Here is a 3,195-nt window from a genome sequence, read left to right as displayed (position 1 = left end):
AGCAAGAAATAGAAAAAAATAAGGATTTATATTTTACAGGTAAAGATGGATTTAAAGGTATAGATGATAATCAGGGATTTTATTTGGAAAATGATAAATTAATAATATATTTTCAACTATACGAGATAGGCCCTTATTATATAGGTATCCCAAAATTTGAAATTCCTCTTAATGAAATAAAAGATGTAATAAACATTTAATTTATATAGAAGTAATGAGACTTTGAATGAAAAGTTTTACAAATTATAAAAGGATATATGTTTATGCTCATATATATTTTTGAGACATTAGCATTATTGATTTTATTTTTAAGTTTAGGATATTACCTAAATAATCATATAAAATTTTTAAAAGTAATTATAAGGATAATATAAATTTAATTGAAAAAACTAATTTGATACAATATTATCTTAGGCAATTGGAAGAGATTAAGGAAAGATAGCTTATAAAATAAAAGATCACTTTTCACGAAGTGATTTTTTATTTTGAGAAAAATGAGTTGACATTTTTGGATTACAATTGTAAGATTTAAGTAAAAGATTACGATTGTAAGTTTTGAGGGAGGTTAATAATGAAACAAAATATTTCTGAATCGGAATTAGAAGTAATGAAAGTATTATGGAAGGCTAAAAAAGCTACTAGTGCAGAAATTATAGAAAATCTAAAAGATAAAAGTGAATGGAAGCCAAAAACTATACAAACTCTTATAACAAGACTTGTATCAAAGGATTTTGTAAATGTAGATAAGAGTAATAAAAAATCATATATTTACAGTGCTAGTATAAGTGAGAAAGAATATAAAAATTATGCAAGTAAGTCTTTTTTAGAGAAGCTTTATAATGGATCAATAAATAAAATGGTTCTTAGCTTTGTAAAAGATAAAAAATTATCAAAATCAGAAATTGAAGAGCTAAAAGATATATTAAGAGATGAATAGAAAAGAGGTGGAGTATGAGTAATATATGGGGGTACATATTAAGTGCTACTGTTTATGGTAGTATAGCAGGAGTGGTAATATTACTTATAAAAAGCTTATTGAGAAATAGAATTAATAAAAAATATGCTTATCTATTATGGATAATATTGATAATTAAGCTAGCCTTTCCATTTGGTCCAGAAAGTAGTTTAAGTTTATTTAATAAAATACCTGTAAAAATAAATAATCAAGTTGCTGCAAATGATATTAATATATCAAATTTCAATGAAAGTATAGATTACACTGTTGACACAGATTATGAAAGTAGCAAAAAAGAAAATTTACCACAAGAAAAAGTTTCTACTATTCAAAGTTCTTTTAATTCTAATAATGAAAGTGAAAAAAGTATTTTTACGAGTATAATACCCATTATTTGGATAAGTGGTGTAGCTTTAGCTCTAACTGCTCATATAATAATTTATTTACATTTCATGAAAAATCTTAAAAGAAGAGAAAATATTAAATACGATTATCTAGAATGTATTCTAAAAGAATGCAAGGAAAAGTTACATATAAAAAGAAAAATTAATCTTGTAATTGATGATATGATAAATTCGCCATCCTTAGTAGGTATATTTAAAACTAAAATTATTATACCAAGTAACTTGGTTGATTTAAGCGAAGAAGAATTACAACATATATTTCTACATGAATTATGCCATTTCAAAAGTAAAGATACTTGGGTAGATAATATGCTAGTTCTCTTACAATGTGTCCATTGGTTTAATCCTTTAGTATGGTATTTATTTAAACATGTTAGAAATGATATGGAAATGGCTTGTGATGAAAGAGTTTTATCGGTTTTAAATGAAAAAGAACATAATAAATATGGTATCACTATGCTTACTGTATTGGAAAAAGTTAATTATAATAAAAGATTTGCAGTAGGTTTAAATATGACAGATGATAAGAAAACCATAAAAAAGAGAGTGGAATTAATTAAAAATTCAAAGTACTTTACAAAGAAAAAGAAGATATTTACCGTAACTGGAATAGCTTGTTTATTGATTATGTGTGGTGTACTTCTTACTAATGGTAAAGTTATAAATGAAGATAATAAGAAAGTACTATTAGCTACAGAAAAAACTGACTTGCAAGATTTAGACCAGGCTATTTCAAAGGCTATAGTAGATAATTATATAAAAGATTGGTATGGAATAGACTTTGGAGGAGAGTTAAATGTGGAAAGCCATGTGATATTAGGTAAAGAAGAAGATGAAGATTCTATTGAAGTTTATCTTGTATCAACCTATGGAACATATAGTTTCGAAAATGACATATTTAGCATGACTGGTGGAAGTTCTAATATACCAATAAGAATAAAATTTTCAAAAGTAAAAGAAGGGGAATTTTTAACTACAAAACCAGGATATTATTATCTAGAAAGCGAGGAAGCACAGGATGGATCAATGTATAAGGATTCTGTATTTAAAATGTTTCCTAAAAAAGAAGCTTTACAAGCTACGAGTATTGATTACACAGATAGATTGTTAAAAGATATTAATAAGCAGGCAGAAGCTTATGTAAAAAGTATAGGTAGAAAATGTGAAGTTATAAGTGAATATGTGGAACATGAGTATATAGATGAACTTTCATTGGTAGATAAAGCATATATGGAAGGGCTATGGGACTATCCAGAATGGATAGGAACAAGAGAAGAGTTGGTAGATAATAAGAGATATATTTATGAAACTCAGTATGATAAATATTCTAGCATTGTAACATTTACTAAGTATAATGAAAAGAAAGAGCAATTAGAAAATATGCAGTATAAAATCAACGGAAATAAGCTTGAAAAAATAGACAGTAAAAATTTCACTTTATATTCCGATGATGATGCACCAGTATTTATAGATAATGAAGATTTTAAGATGACAGTAAAAAATATTTCCATAATTGATAATAATGCTGAATATGGGCTATATATAGAGAATAAAAGTAGTGAGGTTATGGAAATAAGTATGGATGAAATTCATATAGGAGAATCATCTAAGACTGTTGAATTTAAAGCTAAATTAAAGGGTAAAGAAAAAAAATATACTAATCTAAAAATAAAAAATATATCCAACTTAGATGATTTAAATGACAAAATAAGTTTTCAGTAGGAATATTTGTATTATTTTGTGTAAATATCTGTGCTTTAGTTATTATAGGATTAATAGGAAGAAATATGGACCAATCAATAGTTATTAATAAACTATTAGTAAGTATAATTATTG

General features: G+C 25.4%; 3 protein-coding genes. All 3 read left to right on the top strand.

Annotated features, from left to right (window positions below; genetic code table 11):
- Positions 1-200 (top strand): RsiV family protein (locus tag NSA58_RS17845; RefSeq protein ID WP_257560766.1); only part of this gene is annotated, 200 nt, incomplete at its 5' end.
- Between the two features lie 371 nt (positions 201-571).
- Positions 572-937 carry a BlaI/MecI/CopY family transcriptional regulator gene (locus NSA58_RS17840; RefSeq protein WP_039681338.1) on the top strand — a complete coding sequence of 122 codons (366 nt, stop codon included), beginning with the start codon at positions 572-574 and terminating at the stop codon, positions 935-937.
- Positions 938-951: 14 nt separating this feature from the next.
- Positions 952-3,081 (top strand): M56 family metallopeptidase, encoded by a 2,130-nt coding sequence (locus tag NSA58_RS17835; protein ID WP_257560765.1) that lies wholly within the window; start codon positions 952-954, stop codon positions 3,079-3,081.
- Positions 3,082-3,195: the final 114 nt, after the last annotated feature.

Origin of the sequence: Terrisporobacter muris (assembly GCF_024621905.1) — a bacterium.
In the GTDB taxonomy this organism is placed as follows: Bacteria; Bacillota; Clostridia; order Peptostreptococcales; family Peptostreptococcaceae; genus Terrisporobacter; species Terrisporobacter muris.
The sequence above is the reverse complement of the archived record's forward strand: the minus strand, read 5'-3'. Positions and strand labels throughout refer to the sequence as shown.

Excerpts from the sequence above, each read along its gene's own strand:
- NSA58_RS17835 (WP_257560765.1), top strand. The coding sequence starts at position 952 with ATGAGTAATATATGGGGGTACATATTAAGTGCTACTGTTTATGGTAGT.
- NSA58_RS17840 (WP_039681338.1), top strand. The coding sequence starts at position 572 with ATGAAACAAAATATTTCTGAATCGGAATTAGAAGTAATGAAAGTATTA.